We start from the raw sequence: 16,686 nt of genomic DNA, 5'->3' as shown, positions 1-16,686 counted from the left end.
TGAGATCCCCGGCAACGCCTGACGGCGTCCGCTCCCGACGTACGTACAGCACGCGTGTCCTGACTCATCCGCGGACACGCGTGCTGCGTGACACAACCTCCTGTGCGACCTTCACGGTCCCGCACGCATACGCAGACAGAGACGGACCGGCCAGGAATCGGCCGGTCCGTCTCTGCGTAGGTACACCCTGCGGTGACGGACGGTCTCCGGAGTCCACGGACTCCGGAGACCGTCCTGCCGCGGCCGCTGCCGGCCGTGGACGTCCTAGAACGGCTTGAAGTCGTCGTACTCCTTCTCCGACTCGTCCCGCTCCGCCTCCTTGTCGCGCCGACGCTGGGCGGCGGGGCGAGGCTCATCGAGGCGGTGGTCCTCGCCACGGCGGCCGAGCATCTCCGCACCGGCCATGACCGTCGGCTCCCAGTCGAAGACGACCGCGTTCTCCTCGGGGCCGATGGCCACGCCGTCGCCCGAGCGGGCACCCACCTTCATCAGCTGCGCCTCGACACCGAGACGGTTGAGGCGGTCGGCGAGGTAGCCGACGGCCTCGTCGTTGTTGAAGTCGGTCTGGCGCACCCAGCGCTCCGGCTTCTCGCCGCGTACGCGGAAGAGGCCGTCCTCCTCCTGCACCACGGTGAAGCCGGCGTCGTCGACCGCCTTCGGGCGGATGACGATACGGGTCGCCTCCTCCTTGGGCTTCGCGGCGCGCGCGGCGGCGACCATCTCGGCGAGCGCGAAGGACAGCTCCTTCAGGCCCATGTGGGCGACCGCGGACACCTCGAAGACGCGGTAGCCGCGGCTTTCCAGGTCGGGGCGGACCATCTCCGCGAGGTCCTTGCCGTCCGGCACGTCGATCTTGTTGAGGACGACCATGCGCGGCCGGTTGTCCAGACCGCCGTACTGCTTCAGCTCCTCCTCGATGATGTCGAGGTCGGAGATCGGGTCGCGCTCGGATTCGAGGGTGGCCGTGTCCAGGATGTGGACGAGCACGCTGCACCGCTCCACATGGCGCAGGAACTCCAGGCCGAGGCCCTTGCCCTGGCTGGCCCCGGGGATGAGACCGGGGACGTCGGCGATGGTGTAGACGGTCTCGCCGGCGGTCACGACGCCCAGGTTCGGGACGAGGGTCGTGAACGGGTAGTCCGCGATCTTCGGCTTGGCGGCGGACAGGACGGAGATGAGCGAGGACTTGCCGGCGCTCGGGTAGCCCACCAGGGCGACGTCGGCGACGGTCTTCAGCTCCAGGACGATGTCCTGGAGGCCGCCGGGCACGCCGAGCAGCGCGAAGCCGGGCGCCTTGCGGCGGGCCGAGGACAGCGCCGCGTTGCCGAGGCCTCCGCGGCCGCCCTCGGCGGCGACGTACGTAGTGCCCTGCCCGACGAGGTCGGCGAGGACGTTGCCCGCCTTGTCGAGCACGACCGTGCCGTCGGGCACGGGCAGGACCAGGTCCTGGCCGTCCTTGCCTGAGCGGTTGCCGCCCTCGCCGGGCTTGCCGCTGGTCGCCTTGCGGTGCGGTGAGTGGTGATAGTCGAGCAGCGTGGTGACGGACTGGTCGACGACCAGGATCACGTCACCGCCACGGCCACCGTTGCCGCCGTCCGGGCCGCCGAGCGGCTTGAACTTCTCCCGGTGTACGGAGGCACAGCCGTGACCTCCGCTACCCGCGGCGACATGCAGCTCGACGCGGTCCACGAAGGTGGTCATGTGGGGTGCCTCCAGCACTTCGGTTACTTCTGTACGTACGGAATGTCTCTTACGTAACACGCGAAAGGCGGACCCTCTTCCCGTGGGGGAAGTGAGGTCCGCCTCGCGAGGAACTCTGTTCTACGGAGCCTGGGCCCCGAGGCACCCGATCCGGTCCGCGTGGAACCGGATCAGCCTCGACGGGACTCGATCAGGCGACCGGAACGATGTTCACGACCTTGCGGCCACGGTGCGTGCCGAACTCGACCGCACCGGCGGCCAGCGCGAACAGCGTGTCGTCCTTGCCACGGCCGACACTGACGCCGGGGTGGAAGTGGGTGCCACGCTGGCGGACCAGGATCTCACCGGCGTTGACGGTCTGACCGCCGAAGCGCTTCACACCGAGCCGCTGAGCGTTGGAGTCGCGACCGTTCCGAGTGGACGATGCGCCCTTCTTGTGTGCCATGTCTCAGTCCCTACCCTTACTTCGCAGCCGCGGGGATCTCAGTGACCTTGATCGCCGTGTACTGCTGGCGGTGGCCCTGACGACGGCGGTAGCCGGTCTTGTTCTTGTAGCGAAGGATGTCGATCTTGACGCCCTTGTGGTGGTCCACGATCTCGGCCTGGACCTTGATGCCCGCGAGGACCCAGGGGTCGCTCGTCACGGCTTCGCCGTCGACAACGAGCAGGGTCGAGAGCTCGACCGTGTCGCCAACCTTGGCGGTGGGAATCTTGTCAACCTCAACGATGTCGCCGACAGCAACCTTGTGCTGGCGACCACCGCTGCGCACGATGGCGTACACGCGGATCTCTCTTTCACTCGGAACGGGACCCCGCAGTCCAGCCGCCGACTCGCGCGAGCGGCCTCTCCCGGAGCATGGAGCACGAAGCTCACAGCACCAGGAGGAAGAGGTTTACGGGGGTGCGGCGCGTCAGGAGACACGCCGACGGTCAAGGTTACGGGGCCACGGCCGAAAGGGTCAAACCAGGCCGGGCCCCGCGGGTGTGCCACCGGTCACGCGATGTCCCCGGCCCGGCGGATGCGCGGGCCGGGGACGACACGTGGAGCCTCAGCTCTCGTCGGTGGACGCCGTGACGGTGGAGAGCGTCTGCTCCGCCGCCACGGTCTTCTTCGCCGTGGACTTGACGGCCGCCTTCTTCGCGGTCGCCTTCTTGGCCGTGGCCTTCTTGGCGACCGTCTTCTTGGCCGCCACGGTCTTCTTGGTGGCGGCCTTCTTCGCCGTCACCTTCTTGGCCGTCTTGCGGGCGGCCGTCTTCTTGGCGGCCGGGGTCTCGGCGTCGGCCTCGGCCTCGGCGGGCTCCGGCTCGGCGGCCTCGGCGACCGGCTCCGCGGCGGCCGACGGGACGACCGTGACAGCCGCCTCCTCGGACGCGGTGGGCGCGGTGGCCTTGCGCACGGCACGGCGGCGCGGACGGGCCGGCGCGGCGCTCTCGACGGGGGCCTCGGCCACCGGCTCGGGCGTCGGCCCGTCCTCGGGCGCGGCCTCGGCGACGGGCGCCGGAGCCGACTCCGTGATCGTCACCGCGGCCTCCTCGGCCGCCCTGGGCGAACCGGCCGGCGCCGACACCTTCCGGGTCGCACGACGACGCGTACGGCCCTGGGGAGCGGCCTCGGCCTCCGCCACGGCGGCCACAGGGGCCTGGACGGTCTCGGCCGGAGCCTCGACCACCGGCTCGATCACCGGCTGCTCGGCGACCGGCGCCTCGACGACCGGCGCCTCGACGACCGGGTCCTGGGCCGCGAACGGCTCGGCCTCGGCGGCCTCACGGGACCGGGCGGCGGCCCGCTCGGCCCGCTCCTCGCGCCTGCTCCGCGGAGTGCGCTCCTCGGTCTTCGGCGCACCCGCCGGAGCGGACGCGCGCCGGGGGGCCCGGCGCCGCGAACGGCCACGGGTGGCCGCGGCCTCCGCCTCGGCGGCGCTGCCGTAGAACTCCTCGTCCGGCTGGAACTCGGTCTCGACGAGCGCGACGGGCGCGGCGACCTCGGCGGCCAGCTCGGCCTCGGTCTCGACCGTCTCCGGCTCCTCGGCACTCTCGTGCGTGAGCTCGTGGTCGTGGTCGTGGACCTGCTCGGCACCGCCACGGCCGCGCTTCTTGCGCTTGCCGCCGCCACCGATGGACGTCGGCTGCTCCATGTGCACGATGACACCGCGGCCGTTGCAGTGGACGCAGGTCTCGGAGAAGGACTCCAGCAGACCCTGGCCGACCCGCTTGCGGGTCATCTGCACGAGGCCCAGCGAGGTCACCTCGGCCACCTGGTGCTTCGTACGGTCGCGTCCCAGGCACTCGAGCAGGCGCCGCAGCACCAGGTCCCGGTTGGACTCCAGGACCATGTCGATGAAGTCGATGACGACGATGCCGCCCAGGTCGCGCAGCCGCAGCTGGCGCACGATCTCCTCGGCCGCCTCCAGGTTGTTCCTGGTGACGGTCTCTTCGAGGTTGCCGCCCTGGCCGGTGAACTTTCCGGTGTTGACGTCGACCACGATCATGGCCTCGGTCTTGTCGATCACCAGCGAACCGCCGCTGGGCAGCCAGACCTTGCGGTCCAGCGCCTTCATCAGCTGCTCGTCGATCCGGTAGGTGGCGAAGACGTCGACCTCGGAGGTCCACCTCGACAGCCGGTCGGTCAGATCGGGCGCCACGTGCGAGACGTAGCCGTGGATGGTCTCCCACGCCTCGTCGCCGCTGACGATGACCTTGGAGAAGTCCTCGTTGAAGATGTCGCGGACGACTCGGACGGTCATGTCCGGCTCGCCGTAGAGCAGGGTCGGGGCGTTGCCGCTCTTCGCCTTCTTCTGGATGTCCTCCCACTGCGACTGCAGACGCTCGACGTCGCGGCGCAGCTCGTCCTCGCTCGCGCCCTCGGCGGCGGTGCGCACGATGACGCCCGCGTCCTCGGGGACGATCTTCTTGAGGATGGTCTTCAGACGCGCGCGCTCGGTGTCGGGCAGCTTGCGGCTGATGCCGGTCATCGAGCCCTCGGGCACGTACACGAGGTAGCGGCCCGGCAGGGAGACCTGGCTGGTCAGACGCGCGCCCTTGTGGCCGATCGGGTCCTTGGTGACCTGCACGAGGACCGACTGGCCCGACTTGAGGGCGGACTCGATGCGGCGCGGCCCGTTGGCCATGCCGAGCGCCTCGAAGTTGACCTCACCGGCGTACAGGACCGCGTTGCGGCCCTTGCCGATGTCGATGAAGGCCGCCTCCATCGACGGCAGCACGTTCTGGACCTTGCCCAGGTAGACGTTGCCGACGTACGAGGTCGCCTGCTCCTTGTTGACGTAGTGCTCGACGAGCACGTTGTCCTCGAGGACGCCGATCTGGGTGCGCTCGCCGCTCTGGCGGACGACCATCACACGCTCGACGGCCTCGCGGCGGGCCAGGAACTCGGCCTCCGTGATGATCGGAACACGGCGACGGCCCTGCTCACGGCCCTCACGACGGCGCTGCTTCTTCGCTTCCAGACGGGTCGAGCCCTTGATGGACTGCACCTCGTCCGAAGGCTGCTGCTCCTCGCGCCTGCCGCGCGGCTCACGGACCTTGACGACGGTGCGCTCGGGGTCGTTCTCGCTGGGCTGCTCGGCCTCGCCACCGGAGTCACCGGCGCGACGACGGCGGCGGCGACGGCGACGGCTGCTGCTGGAGCCGCCCGGCTCCTCGCGCTCGTCGGCCTCCTCGGCGTCCTCCTCGGCCTGCTCGGCGGCGTCCTCGGCGTCCTGCTCGGCCTGCTCGGCGGCGTAGTCGTCCTCGCCGGCCTCGCTGTCCGACTCGGCGGACTCGCCACGGCGACGACGACGGCCACCGCGACGACGGCGGCGACGGGAGCCCGCGGACTCCTCCTCGCCCTCGTCACCCTCGACGGCGTCCTCAGCTTCTTCGGCTTCCTCGGCGTCCTCGGCGGACTCCGTGTCCTCGACGGGCTCCTGCGGCTCCTCGGCCACGGTCACCGGCTCGTCCTCGACGGCCCGGCGACGGCGGCGCCTGCTGCGTCCGACGGCCGGCTCCTGGACGGTCTCGACCGGCTCGGGGGCCTCGACGGTCTCGGCGGCTTCCTCGGCGGCCTCGGCGGCAGCCGCGGCGGCGGCCCGCTCGGGCGTCTGGAACATCGGCTCGGTGAACACCGGAGCCTGGAACACGGCGACGGCCGGACGGCCGGGGCGCCGCGAGGAGTCCTCGGTCTCCTTCGGCGCGGGCGCCGAGAAACCGACGGCGGCCTTGCGGGTGGCGCGGCGGCGGGTGCGGCGCGGGCCGCCGTCGCCGTCCTCGGGCCGGGCGGCCTCGGCCTCGGCCTCGACGGCCTCCGGCTGCGCGGCCTCCTCGGACTTGTTCTCGCTGGTCACGGGCGCCTCCACACGCTCGTCGGCGGTGTCGCCCTCGGGCGCACCGGCGGGGGCGGAGACACGCCGGGTGGCGCGACGACGGGTGGTGCGACGCGGGGCGGCCTCTTCGGTGGCGGGCGCCTCGGCCTCCGCGGTGGCGGGGGCCTCGACGGTCTCGGCGGCGGTCGTCACGACCTCGGCGGCCTCGGCCGTTGCGGGCGCACCGGTGGGCGCGGAGACACGGCGGGTGGCACGGCGGCGGGTGCGGCCCGCGGGCGCGGTCTCCTCGACCGCGGCCGGGACCTCCTCGACGGACCGGTCCTCGGGCTCGGCGGCCGCGGCGGCGGGCACCACGGTCTCGGCGGTCTCGGCCGCCGCGGGCGCACCGGCGGGGGCGGAGACACGACGGGTGGCACGGCGGCGCGTACGGCGCGGTGCTGCGTCGTCGGTTTCGGTGGTGACGGCGGCCTCGGCCTCGGCCGGAGCCTCCTCGGTCGCTTCGGCCGCGGCCGTCTCAGCAGCCTCGTCCGTCTCCTCGGCCTCGTCGTTCACAGAGGTCGGAGAGGTCGCGGCCGGTGCGGGCGCTTCCTCCGCCATGAGGTCGGCGGACGCCACGGCCGGTATGGCCGGCGCGGTGGTCTCGGCCGCGGCCTCGGAGGCGGCGCCCGGCGGACCGGCGGGGCGCGACGCCGCACGGCGGCGGCGCCGCGGCGGCAGGGTGTCGCTGGGAGTGTTGTTGGTGTCGGAACCCTCGGTGGGTTCGGTCGGCTCGAGCATGCGGGTGGATCTCCCGTCAGGCTCCCGGGCGCCGCGCCTGGTCCGGCAGTGCCGGTGACGTCCGCGGCTCGCGCGATGCGCGGTGCCGCCGTCCGGGGCGCGGGCGCCGCACGGGAGCTCTCTGTGTCCTGTCTCGCCGGTTCCGTACGCCATGTGTGCGTACGGCCTGGCGAAAGTCTTCTGGTCGGTGCGCTGCCCGACCCAGGTGGCTCCCGGATACGAGGGCGGCGCTACGACATCTGTCCTTACGCGGGACCTTCCTTACGCCGACGCCTTCGCGGCGGCAGTTTCGGCGGCCCCTGCACGATCGGCTGGGGCGGCTGCTACTGCCTCGCGGTCGGGCGCGAGCGGGTCGGTCACCGTGCCGGTCTCTTCATCGAACAGCCCCTGCGCCAGCCTGGTCACCGCTGCGGCGACCGGCGGCGCCAGGTCGGCCACGGCGCGAAGACCGGACAGGACGTCGTCGGGTCGAACGGCAGGCGTCACGTGCCGAACAACCAGCCGCAGTATCGCACAGGGCTGGTCGGTCGGCCTATCAGCCTGTGGACTGTGCGTCTCAGGGGTTGTCTCGAGGCTTGCCACGGCACCGCGGGCATCGAACGTCCGCATGCCGTTCTTGGCCTTGCGGCTGACCTCGACGGTCTCGGCCGCGTTGAAGACCTCCACCGCGCGCTCCGCGTCCGCCAGGTCCACGCCGTCGAGGCGCAGCTCCCACACGGAAGCGGTGAGCCGGTCGGCGAGACCCGAGACGCGGGCCTCGACCGCCTCGATGATGTCGAGACCCTGGGGCATCGACTCGTCGAGGAGCTCGCGCAGCTTCTCGGGGTCGCGCTTCTCGGTGAGCGCGATCTCCAGGTACTCCGCCTCGCTGCCCGTGCCGGTGGGTGCGGCATTGGCGTACGACACCTTCGGATGCGGCGTGAACCCCGCCGAGTACGCCATGGGTACGGCGGCACGGCGCAGGGCACGCTCGAAAGCGCGCTGGAAGTCACGGTGGCTGGTGAACCGGAGGCGGCCGCGCTTGGTGTAGCGCAGTCGGATGCGCTGCACCGCGGGTGCGGGCGGCGGGCCTTCGGGCTGTCGCTTGCCCAGTGTCGCTCAGTCCTTCATGAGTGCGGTCGTACTGCTACCTAGAGTACGTGTCTCACCGGCCGCTGGTTCCCGCCGGGCGATCGGCTCCGGTTCCCGGGACGCCCCGAAGAGCATCCGCCGGAAGTCGGCGCGGGCCTGCCGGGCGCTGTCCCTGGCTGCTTCCAGGGCCTGCCTTGTCGCCCGCCGGACGCCGCGCGCCGCCTCGGCCGCGGGCTTCAGCACCAGGTCGCGCACGGCGTGCCCGACCGGCGTGAGCACGGTCCGGTAGGCCCAGCGCGCCGGTTCCACGAAGGTCCACCGGAAGAGGCGCGCGAGGAACCGGCCGACGGCGAGAGAGATGTACCCGGCGACCCGCCACGCGTGCCCGAGAGCCTCCCCGATCTCCCTGGCGACGACGGCGAGGACCCGCCCGACCGGCACGAGGACCCGGCGCCACACCGCGAGCGCGGGCAGCACCAGCAGGACACGCGCGGTCCAGTAGAGCGCGGCACCGATGCCCACGAAGATCATCCGTACAAGCCGTGCGAGCCCCTCGGCCAGCAGCGCGATCACCCTGCCGACGGGCGTGAGGACCCAGGCGTAGAGCCACTGGGCCGGGACGACGAGCAGGTACCGCGCCAGCCAGGCCACGACGGTGTACATCCCGACCCCGATGGCCGCGAGGACCAGCCCGACACCCTTGAGCAGCCGGCTGACGGATCGTCCGACAGGGGTGAGCAGCCGCACGTACACCCGGTCGAACAAGGTCACGACACCGCCGGCGATCCAGGTGACCACGGCCGCAACGCCCGTGAACAGCAGGGCGAACCCGGCGCCGATCCCCCGGGCCGCCCAGGCGACGGCATGACCCAGCGGGGTCAGGACCGTGCGGTACAGCCACACCGCGGGCACGACGAGCAGCACCTGTCCGAGCCGGGCCAGCGCTCTGCCGACCGGCAGGACGACGTACCGCCACAGCGCCACCCAGGGCCGGACGAACAGCGCCCGCGCCGCCCATCCGAGCGCCCGCCCGAGCGCTCGCCCGAGCGCTCGCCCCAGCGGCCGCAGCAGGGTGTCCCGAAGAAACCTTCCGCCGACGACGAGCGCGTCCCACACCATCCGCACCGGCACGACGAGGACGAGCACCACGATCCGCACCGGAATGCGGATCGCGACGGCAAGGCATCCCGCGGGCTGCGTGCCGGGCCTGCCGGCGGACAGCTTTTCCAGATCCATACCTGCGTAGACGCACCGGCCTCCGCAATGGATGCGACACATCGGCACCCATCGGCGCGACGGCCGCCCGTCACACAGTCGCCGGCCCCGCTACCTCTTGGCGGCCCTGCCCGCCCGGGACGCATTCGACCCGCCGGGCACGGAGGCCGGCGACGGAACCGTGGCGAGGCGCTGGACCGAGAACTCGCGGTTGATGCCGGTCTGACGCCGGATGGCCTCGGGCAGGTCGGGCAGGGCCAGCAGCCGGTCGCAGGCCTGGACCGAGCCGGTGTGGTCGCCCACCCAGTACGCGGTGATCGAGTACTCGAAGAGCAGGCCCCAGCGGTACACCCAGCTCCTGGTGAAGAGCAGGTCGTCGGGTTCGGGCCGGTCCAGGGCGGCGCCGAGCAGGGCGTGCGCGGTGTGGTGACGGCCCTGGACCCGCAGCCGGGAGGCCAGTTCGTAGCAGGCTTCGAGCCGCTCCGGACGCGCCTCCCAGGCACGGGAGAACGCATCCATGGCCCCCGGCCAGTCCCCGGTCCTCTCCGCCTTGAGGAGACCGGCCTCCAGCAGCGAGCAGTAGACCTCCTCCGGCCAGCCGCCCAACGCCGCGCGCCGTTCGTACAGCGCGATCGCCTCTTCGGCGTGCCCGAGGTCGCGTTCGGTGTTGGCGAGGTAGAAGACCGTGCGGGTGTTGGCCGGGTCGCGCTCCAGTTCGCCCCGCAGCAGGCGGGCGTCGCGTTCGAACTTGTCGGTGCGGCAGCCGCCGTCGGCGTGGTCCTCGATCACCAGCGCGTCCAGGTTCTCCTGGACGTCGGGCTCGTCGGTGCACGGGTACTCGTGGGTGACGCCCTCGTAGCGCCAGGTCGTGTCGCCCCGCATCAGGTGCTTGAAGCGGTGCTGGGTGCCCGGGGTGTCGTAGCGCAGCATGTACGAGGTCGCCGTCAGCCGGGGCAGCGGGGCGTCCTGGCGCAGCACATGGTCGGCGTCGATGGTGAGGAGGAAGTCGGCCTTGCCGCGGGCGTGCCGGATGTTCCGGGTGCGGTTGTGGCCGAAGTCGACCCAGGGGTCCTCGTGGAGTTCGCCCGGGATACCGGCGAGTGCCGTGCGGATCAGGTCCTGGGTGCCGTCCGTCGAGCCGGTGTCGGAGATCACCCAGGTGTCGATCAGGTGGCGGACCGAGCCGAGGCAGCGTTCGATGACCCGCGACTCGTTCTTGACGATCATGCAGAGGCAGATGGTCTGCGGCTTCACGGCGGCCAATGTGGCACACGCGGGGCGCCCGGGATCGTAGGGCGCGGGTCCCGGGGCCGAACAGCGCCCGATTGGCCGAAGGCGCGTCCGACTTCGCACCAATGGCGATCAATTGACCCATCGGGTCGCCAGCAGTTGATCTGATTTGATGATCTATAAGCGTGTTGCGACGGAGTGCGACGATCCGCCTGTCGTCAACGGGTCAAGCTCGCGATCGGTTTCGGGGAATCCCCCACCGTTCGATTCGAGGAGCACCGGCACATGAATCCTGAGTCCAGAACCATCCCGCTGCTGGGCCCGCTGGCCCGCCACCGGTTCAAGAAGGCCGGCATGGTCGCCTCACTGGCGCTGGTGGTGGCGTCCGGCGTGATCAGCCCCGCGGCCGCGGCGGCTCGAAGCGTGACCGATCACGCGACGGCGACCCCGTACGGCGGCGACAAGTGCAAGCCCGGCCACTCCGCCCACCACCCCGGCCGCGCGTACCGGGCACCGTCGGGTGAGCCCTCCGGCGGCAAGGACGAATGCAAGGGCCCGACAGGTCCGACAGGCCCCAAGGGTGCCACCGGGGCGACCGGGCCCACCGGGGCCACCGGGATCCAGGGCGAGCCGGGCGCGACCGGGGCCACTGGCGCCACCGGGACCCAGGGCGCGACCGGGGCCACCGGCGCGACCGGGACCCAGGGCGCAACCGGCACCACGGGTGCGACCGGCGCCACCGGAGCCACGGGTGCGACCGGAGCCACCGGAGCCACGGGTGCGACCGGAGCCACGGGTGCGACCGGCGCCACCGGCACGGTGGGCCCCTGCTCCGACATCGACGCCGCGCAGGACTCGAACGACTTCGAGCTCCGTGCCGCGCTGACCGGTGGACTCACGTACGCGGGCATCCGCGATCAACGGGGCGCCACACCCAACGACATGCTGTGGACCGACCTGAGTACCCACCCCGGCTATCCCGCGGGCGGCACCGCGGGTCTGCCCTGCGGCGTCTCCATCAACGGGCACAGCCAGAACGCCGCCTCCCCCATCAAGTTCGACGTCATGACCACCACGGGGCAGGTCTGGGAGACCACCTGCCTCGCCGTGCCCGCCAACCACCCGGCCACGCTGGCCTGCACCGACATCAACGGCGATCCCAACCCCTGGACGCCGATGACCCTTCAGCCGACACCCGGCGCCATCAACGGCGGCGCATGACCATCGGCTCTCCGCCACCCGTTCCCCGTACGGCCCATACCTGAACCGGCCGGACAACCGACTCGCACAAGGAGTGTCCGACGGGTCACCGACCGCCCCCTCGGACACTCCTCCTCGTACTGGGCCGTTCCGCTCGGAGAACACCGAGCGGAACAACACCCGATCGGACGCAGCAAGTCCAACTTCGAACCAATGGCGGGCAATTACCCCATCAGGTCGCCTTTAATTGAGCTGATTTGATGATAAATAGGGCGCGTTTCGATGGAATAAGGCGGTCCGACCGGCGTCGGCGGGTCAAGCTCGCGATCGGCTTCGGGGAATTCCCCACCGATCGATTCAAGGAGCACCCCCGTATGAATCCTGAGTCCAGGACCGCCCGCCTGCTGGGCCCGCCGGGCCGCGGGAGGTTCAAGAGAGCCGGAGTGGTCGCCTCGCTGGCGCTGGTGACGGCGTCGGCAGTGGCCGGCCCCGCGACCCCGGCGACCCAAAGCGCGTTCGATCACACTTCGGCGGCGGGCGGTGGCGACAGATGCCGACTGCGCCACCACGAGGTCGGGACCCTGCCGGGCGAGCCCGCCGACGGCAGGTGGGGATGCAGGGGTCCGCGGGGCCCGAGGGGCACCACCGGTGCGACAGGTGCGACAGGGCCCATCGGGCCTCAGGGGCAGGCCGGCCCCACCGGAGCCACCGGCCCCCAGGGCGAAGTCGGCGCGGCAGGACCGACGGGCCCCTGTGTCGGCATCGACGCCGATCAGGCATCGGAGGACTTCGAGATCCGGGTCGCCCTGAGCGGCGGAAGGACGTACGCGGGCATCCGTGACCAGCGGACCGGCGAGAAGCAGAACTTCCTCTGGACCAACCTCAGTGTCCGTCCCGACTATCCCGCGGGCGGCGCGGCCGGCCTGCCCTGCGACGTCTCCGTCAACGCGCACAACCGGAACACCACGGTGAAGCGCATCAAGTTCGACGTCATCACCACCACGGGTCAGATCTGGGAAGCCGCGTGCGTCGCGTTCACCACCACTCGCCCCGCCACCCTGAACTGCGCCGACCGTACGGGCCGTCCCAAGCCCTGGATCCTGGTCGCCCTGCAGCCCACGCCCGACGCCCTCAACAGCGGCGTATGACCGTCGACTCTCCGCCACCGGTTCCCCGTACGGGCTGTACGCCCTGTACCGCCCGTACCTGACCGGCCGGACAACCGCCCCGCGGAAGGGGTGTCCGACGGGTCGGCACCCGACCCCTAGGACACCCCACGCGAGGGACGACCGCCGGATCAGGCCTCGGTCCAGTCCCCCACGTAGAACAGCTCCAGCTGGCCGTACGGTTCGTCGATGTTCGACAGTTCCTCGGCCAGGCTGTGCAGCACCGCCACGGACCGCACGAAAGCGTGCACGTCCGCGCGGAGGAACGAGTGGGCCGCCGTGAACACGATGGCGATGAGCCACGGACGGCTCTCACCGCGCTGCTGAAGGAGGTCGCGCAGGGCGTCCCAGTTGTCGGCGTAGTCGTCCGGCTTGACCAACGCCCGGCCCAGCGCGGACTTGAGCTGCCGCTCCTCGCGCACCGTCGCCAGGTCGATCTCCAGTACCGAGAAGCCTGACCGTTCCAGTTCCTCCACCAGGAGGCCGTGCCGTTGCTCACCCACGAAATAGGGGTCGAGCGGCAACCAGGGCAGCCGTTCCTCGACGTCCACCCAAGCGTCAAGCATCTCGTCCTCGGTACTCACCAAGTCCCCCGCACGCAGTCTTGTGATGATCGCCGGATGAGTACACCACACACGGCTTGACCGGGATCCGGTTGTCCGCCCATGGGTATGCCGCCGCTCCTCTTGGGGCTCACCAGAGGTCGGGTGAGCCCCGCCGCGGGGAGAGGGACAGCCTGCGTCGCCCACGGTCGAGCCCGATGACGACGGCCGACACCCGGCCACCGACCTGCACGACGTCCTGCGGCGCCTCCACGGCCGTCCACCCGAGCTCTCGCAGACGGACCAGCCCTGCACCCCGTCGGCGACTCGGGATTCTCGGCGGCAGCCATCGACATTCGTACGCGGCCCTCGTCCAGACCGACGGCGACCACCTCGGCCGTGATCCGCCGGCCGACCTCAACGGCCTCGGCCGAAGGCCGGCACCAGGACATGTCCAGCGGTTCAACATCCCCGGCGGACGCCCGGTAAAGCCGTCCAGGACCACCGCCGCCCCGCGACGCCGCGTGACTTCCGTGAGGGTCCCACTGCAGAGATCTCCCGGACCGGGCTGAACCCGCCGGACCCGCCGGAACGCGGGACCGGCCGGGACGCGGGACCGGCCGGGACGCGGGTGTACGCGACCGCGTCCTCGGCACCCCGGGCGCGGCCCGCGTCGTCGTCACCGGGCGGCCCGCTCGGTGAAGCGAGTGGCGATCGGTGTGCCGGACCCGCCGGTCGCGGTGCTGGAGGTGGGCCGTGACCAGCGCCTTCACAACAGGTCCTAGGCGGTGGTGCCGCCCGCGTAGTCGCTGTTGAAGGTGGTCTCGATGGTGGTGGCCACCGATTCGGCCACGCCCGTGCCCGTGAGGATGAGGCCCAATTCCCTGTTGTTGCTGAGCGAGTTGCTGCTGATGTTCATGGAACCCGCCTCCACCTCCTGGGTGGACAGGCCGTAGTCGGCGACCATCGCCTTGGCGTGGATGTAGAACCCGTTGGGGTCGGAGTACCCGACGACGGCGCCGCCGGCCGCCTTGATCGCGGACACCTGGCCGGAATAGCTGGAGGGGCTCTCCAGGACCACCCGTACGGTGACGCCCGCCTTCGCCCTGGCCACGATGGCGTTGACCACCGCGCTGTCGCTGAACTCCAGTTCCTCGACGTCGAGCGTCTTGGTGGCGCTGTTGATCACGGACACCAGGCGGCTGCGGGAATCGGTGGGGGACCAGAGCAGATGGTCGCCGTCGGTCGGGGTGATCGCGGTGCCGGAGTAGTCCGCGTTGAAGACCTTCTCGATCGAGGCGACATCGCGGCTGTCGTCGTCGAACACGCCGTAGTCACGGCCGGTCGGGTAGTACTGGGAGGTGAGGTTGCCGGTAAGGATCAGTGACTTCGCGCCGTCCACCGTGATGGTCTTCTGGTGGGTGTAGACGAAGGTGGACGACGACCAGACCGCGCCCGCGCCCGCGCTCGTCAGGGAGTTGTACGCCGACTGGTTGGCGGACTTGTGCGCGCTGTCCAGGATCACCCGTACCGTGACGCCCTTCTTCTCCAGGGCTATGAGGTCGTTGACGGCCGTGGTGTCCTCCAGCTCGTACATGGTCATGTCGAGCGAGGTGGTGGCCGAGTTGATGAAGCCGTAGACGGCGGGCTGGCTGCTGCTCTGCGAGAAGGCGAACGCCGTGTAGCTCGCGGCGTTCGCGGGGACGGCGGTGGCGAGCACGGCGGCGCCTGCTGCCAGCGTGACACCGGCGCGGCCGAAGACCTTCCACAACATGCGTGACTCCTAGTCGAGTTGACGCCCACCCGGGGGACCGTGGGCGTGTGCATGACACCACGCGCGTAGACAGCCGAGGAAGGGAAGGTGGGTGAACGCGCAGTCACCGGTCGGCCGCGCAGGCGGGCAAAGGGGACTTCGCGCAGCTGGAAAGCGGTTCATGCGATTCCCGCGCGATCGCAAAATCTTCGTAGCGAGCCCTGGGATGTACGCGAGTGCGGCCCCGGAGCCGCCTCAGCCGCCGCGCCTCGACACCGGCCCGCAGGGCGGGGCTGCGCCCCTGGAATCCCTTCGGCAGGGCCGGAGCCGTGACAGGAAGAGGAGCGTGAGGCCGGGGAGGGGCCGTCAGCCGAGTTACGGAAGGTCCTGCGGGGCAGGCCGTGATCTCGCATGCGGCGCCGCGCGCCGCCGGATCAAGCGACCACCATGCGTCAGGCCATGGTCCGGCTCTCGGGGCTCCCGCTCAACGCCCGATCCACAAGCGCGCCGCCGGACACGGTCACAGCCGGGGATCAGAGGAGCGGCCCGAAATCCTTGGTGAGGGTGATAGGCAGGAAGGGCCGGGTCTCTGAACCGCGGCTGTGGACTTGGTCAACGCTGCGACCGCGAGCCGGCCGAGATCCACCGATGAGTTCCACCGACTGGGCAGGTCTACCAGGACGTACGCCATCGAGCCACGGACTGGAGACCCACCATGACCAATCCCGCACACCCCGGCCGCATGCTGTTCTTGAACATCCCCGTAGCGGACCTCGAGCGCAGCAAAGCGTTCTTCGCCAAGCTCGGGTTCAGCTTCAACCCGAAGTTCACCGACGAGACCGCCGCCTGCATGCTGGTCGGCGAGCACGCCTTCGTCATGCTGCTCAGCCGCGAGAAGTTCGCGGAGTTCGCGAAACTGCCGATGGCCGATCCCACCACGCACACGCTGGCGCTGTACTGCTTCAGCGTGTCGTCCCGCGATGAGGTCGATACGGTCAGCGCCGCTGCGCTCGCGGCGGGCGGCTCCGAGGCGGATGGCGCCGAGGACTACGGCTTCATGTACTCACGCAGCTTCTTCGACCTCGACGGCCACGGCTGGCAGGTCATGTGGATGGACCCGGCGGTGGCCGAGCAGGGCCCCGAGGCGTTCGCGGCCTCCACACAGGACGCCGACGCCCCGGCCTGACCCACCGCGTTCGCACGTGCATCGTCGTCGTGCGGCCGACCACCACGCCGAGAGCCCCTCCCGGACGGGGAGGGGCGCGAAGGTCACGGAGTCTCGCGCAAGCCTGGAACGGGCCCTCGGATCCACTCCGCCTCGGAGGCGATGTGCAGGGCACGGCCAGGACCCGGCAGGGGCGTCCGAGAGGACGCCGGCGGCGCCGACGGGCGAGGGGACGAAGCGACGACCGCAGCCGGCGCCGTAGCCACGTCCTCCTCGTTCACCCCGCCGACACCTCGATCACCCGATCGAATGGCTCGCTCACGTCAGTGGCTGTGACCGCTCGGCGACGGAGCCGCGTTCTTGACCGTCAGCGGCAGCAACTTCTTGCCCGTCGGGCCGATTTGGATGCTCGTGTCCATCTTGAGAAACACACGACAGCCGACGCCTTCCTTCAACTTCCTTGCCAGAGTTGGCTGCTCCATGTGTCGATCGAAGTCGGCGTGAGGCCCCTCGTGCGGGCTCCGCGCGGACTAGGACCTAGGGCCTG

General features: G+C 71.0%; 14 protein-coding genes. 3 read left to right on the top strand and 11 right to left on the bottom strand.

What is annotated here, in order from left to right; genetic code table 11:
* Nucleotides 1–264: 264 nt before the first annotated feature.
* The 7 genes from obgE to N4G66_RS37585 all read right to left on the bottom strand — a co-directional run bounded on the left by obgE (nucleotide 265) and on the right by N4G66_RS37585 (nucleotide 10,337).
* The gene (obgE, locus tag N4G66_RS37615; RefSeq protein ID WP_261708793.1) at nucleotides 265–1,701 is read right to left on the bottom strand and encodes a GTPase ObgE; all 1,437 of its coding nucleotides are present in this window, start codon (nucleotides 1,699–1,701) and stop codon (nucleotides 265–267) included.
* Nucleotides 1,702–1,891: 190 nt separating this feature from the next.
* Nucleotides 1,892–2,146, bottom strand: coding sequence for a 50S ribosomal protein L27 (gene rpmA / locus N4G66_RS37610; protein WP_037618784.1), 255 nt, complete (start codon nucleotides 2,144–2,146; stop codon nucleotides 1,892–1,894).
* 16 nt (nucleotides 2,147–2,162) lie between these two features.
* Nucleotides 2,163–2,483, bottom strand: a complete 321-nt coding sequence (gene rplU, locus N4G66_RS37605; protein WP_164320786.1) for a 50S ribosomal protein L21 — start codon at nucleotides 2,481–2,483, stop codon at nucleotides 2,163–2,165.
* A gap of 267 nt (nucleotides 2,484–2,750) precedes the next feature.
* The gene (locus N4G66_RS37600; RefSeq protein ID WP_261708792.1) at nucleotides 2,751–6,797 is read right to left on the bottom strand and encodes an Rne/Rng family ribonuclease; all 4,047 of its coding nucleotides are present in this window, start codon (nucleotides 6,795–6,797) and stop codon (nucleotides 2,751–2,753) included.
* 261 nt (nucleotides 6,798–7,058) lie between these two features.
* Nucleotides 7,059–7,847: a TIGR03936 family radical SAM-associated protein gene (locus N4G66_RS37595; RefSeq protein WP_261708791.1), complete on the bottom strand. Its 789-nt coding sequence runs from the start codon at nucleotides 7,845–7,847 to the stop codon at nucleotides 7,059–7,061.
* 48 nt (nucleotides 7,848–7,895) lie between these two features.
* Entirely contained in the window at nucleotides 7,896–9,104 is a 1,209-nt protein-coding gene (locus tag N4G66_RS37590; RefSeq protein ID WP_261708790.1) for a hypothetical protein, read from the bottom strand.
* Nucleotides 9,105–9,194: 90 nt separating this feature from the next.
* On the bottom strand, nucleotides 9,195–10,337 hold the full coding sequence (locus N4G66_RS37585) for a glycosyltransferase (protein WP_261708789.1): 1,143 nt from the start codon (nucleotides 10,335–10,337) through the stop codon (nucleotides 9,195–9,197).
* A 261-nt stretch (nucleotides 10,338–10,598) separates the two neighbouring features.
* Here N4G66_RS37585 and N4G66_RS37580 point away from each other — a divergent pair, with 261 nt between their 5' ends.
* Nucleotides 10,599–11,534 carry a hypothetical protein gene (locus N4G66_RS37580; RefSeq protein ID WP_261708788.1) on the top strand — a complete coding sequence of 312 codons (936 nt, stop codon included), beginning with the start codon at nucleotides 10,599–10,601 and terminating at the stop codon, nucleotides 11,532–11,534.
* A gap of 353 nt (nucleotides 11,535–11,887) precedes the next feature.
* A complete protein-coding gene (locus N4G66_RS37575) occupies nucleotides 11,888–12,661 on the top strand; it encodes a collagen-like protein (protein WP_261708787.1) in 774 nt (257 codons plus the stop codon).
* Between the two features lie 149 nt (nucleotides 12,662–12,810).
* Here N4G66_RS37575 and N4G66_RS37570 read toward each other — a convergent pair whose 3' ends face one another.
* The 3 genes from N4G66_RS37570 to N4G66_RS37565 form a co-directional block, all read right to left on the bottom strand.
* Nucleotides 12,811–13,245: a barstar family protein gene (locus N4G66_RS37570; protein WP_261708786.1), complete on the bottom strand. Its 435-nt coding sequence runs from the start codon at nucleotides 13,243–13,245 to the stop codon at nucleotides 12,811–12,813.
* A gap of 127 nt (nucleotides 13,246–13,372) precedes the next feature.
* Entirely contained in the window at nucleotides 13,373–13,690 is a 318-nt protein-coding gene (locus N4G66_RS46065) for a S1 RNA-binding domain-containing protein (protein WP_391858952.1), read from the bottom strand.
* A 312-nt stretch (nucleotides 13,691–14,002) separates the two neighbouring features.
* The gene (locus N4G66_RS37565; RefSeq protein ID WP_261708785.1) at nucleotides 14,003–14,995 is read right to left on the bottom strand and encodes a phospholipase D-like domain-containing protein; all 993 of its coding nucleotides are present in this window, start codon (nucleotides 14,993–14,995) and stop codon (nucleotides 14,003–14,005) included.
* 694 nt (nucleotides 14,996–15,689) lie between these two features.
* Between N4G66_RS37565 and N4G66_RS37560 the strand changes: the two genes are divergently transcribed.
* Nucleotides 15,690–16,160 (top strand): VOC family protein, encoded by a 471-nt coding sequence (locus tag N4G66_RS37560; protein WP_261708784.1) that lies wholly within the window; start codon nucleotides 15,690–15,692, stop codon nucleotides 16,158–16,160.
* 302 nt (nucleotides 16,161–16,462) lie between these two features.
* Here the strand turns inward: N4G66_RS37560 and N4G66_RS37555 are convergent, their stop codons facing one another.
* A complete protein-coding gene (locus N4G66_RS37555; protein WP_261708797.1) occupies nucleotides 16,463–16,621 on the bottom strand; it encodes a hypothetical protein in 159 nt (52 codons plus the stop codon).
* Between the last annotated feature and the right edge of the window lie 65 nt (nucleotides 16,622–16,686).

This window comes from Streptomyces rhizosphaerihabitans, from assembly GCF_025399795.1.
Taxonomy (GTDB): domain Bacteria; phylum Actinomycetota; class Actinomycetes; order Streptomycetales; family Streptomycetaceae; genus Streptomyces; species Streptomyces rhizosphaerihabitans.
The sequence above is the reverse complement of the archived record's forward strand: the minus strand, read 5'-3'. Positions and strand labels throughout refer to the sequence as shown.